This window comes from Pseudomonas sp. P5_A2_2 (assembly GCF_054177685.1).
On record NZ_JBGCUL010001209.1, the window covers coordinates 1 to 1,212 of the forward strand.

Genomic DNA, 1,212 nt, shown 5'->3' on the forward strand with positions numbered 1-1,212 from the left:
GTTCCTGGGGCTGTTCGGCGTGGGCGTGCTGACCCGTGCAGGTCCGGTGGCGTTCAATATGGAACTGCTGCTGGGTGCCGTCGCCTGCCTGCTCGCGACCACTTGCTACGGATTTGCGGGGTTTCTGGCCCGCCGCTGGCTCGATCAGGCCGGTGGTCTCGACAGCCGTTTGTCGGCAGTGGGCAGCATGCTCGGCGCGACGTTGTTCCTGCTGCCGCTGTTCGGCTACAGCGTGATCAGCCAGCCGCCCGCGACCTGGGGCGGCTGGAGTGTCTGGCTCTCGTTACTGGGGTTGGGTCTGGGATGCACAGCGTTTGCGTACATTGTTTACTTCCGGCTCTTGAGCTCGATTGGTCCGGTGAAATCGATGACTACGACCTTTTTGATCCCGCTGTTCGGCGTGTTGTGGGGCGCGCTGTTTCTCGATGAGCCACTGTCGATGGCGCATATCTATGGCGGAATGTTGATTGCCGTGGCGTTGTGGTTGGTGTTGAAGCCGGCTGCTGTGAAACCGCAAATGGTGGCGGACCGGTAGAGCTGCCGGGATGCAGAAAATGTCATCGCGAGCAAGCTCGCTCCCACAGTGGTCGGTGTTGTACACAAACTCTGTGTTCAGTGCAGAACCCTGTGGGAGCGAGCTTGCTCGCGATGGCGTCAGCCCATACACCGACAATCACAAGGTAGAAGCACTCATCTCCCCATCGCATTCAGTCTTCGGCAATGCAGCCGTTCATGAATTCGGTGCGGGCCGAGCACGCACTGGCCAAATGAAAAAGGCCCGGAGCATTGTTCCAGGCCTTCTCGGGTTTATGCAGGTTTACGGAACACAAACACCAGCCCGACGATGATCAACAGCATGCCGAACAGGCTCAACAGCGCAAGGCGATTCCCGAAGATCAGATAGTCCATCACCGCCGTTACCGCCGGCACCAGGTAAAACAAGCTGGTGACATTCACCAGATTGCCCCGGGCGATCAAGCGGTACAGCAACAGTGTCGCCAGCACCGACACCACCAGCCCCATCCACAGCACCGGCAGGATGAAACCGCTGCTGTGTTCGAAGTGAAACGGCTGGAAGGGTACGAAAATCCCGCACAACAGCAGTCCGGCCAGATACTGCACCGGCAATGTGCCGAGGGGATTGTCGGTGATGCGTTTCTGCATGATCGAACCGAAGGTCATGCTCGCCAGCGCGAGTAAACCGAAAAGCAT

At 58.8% G+C, this 1,212-nt stretch carries 2 protein-coding genes; one reads left to right on the forward strand and one right to left on the reverse strand.

Annotated features, from left to right (window positions below):
* On the forward strand, positions 1-535 hold a 535-nt coding region (locus ACXRVY_RS30150), incomplete at its 5' end, for a DMT family transporter (RefSeq protein ID WP_458239091.1).
* Positions 536-807: 272 nt separating this feature from the next.
* Here ACXRVY_RS30150 and ACXRVY_RS30155 read toward each other — a convergent pair.
* On the reverse strand, positions 808-1,212 hold a 405-nt coding region (locus ACXRVY_RS30155; protein ID WP_458239092.1), incomplete at its 5' end, for an EamA family transporter.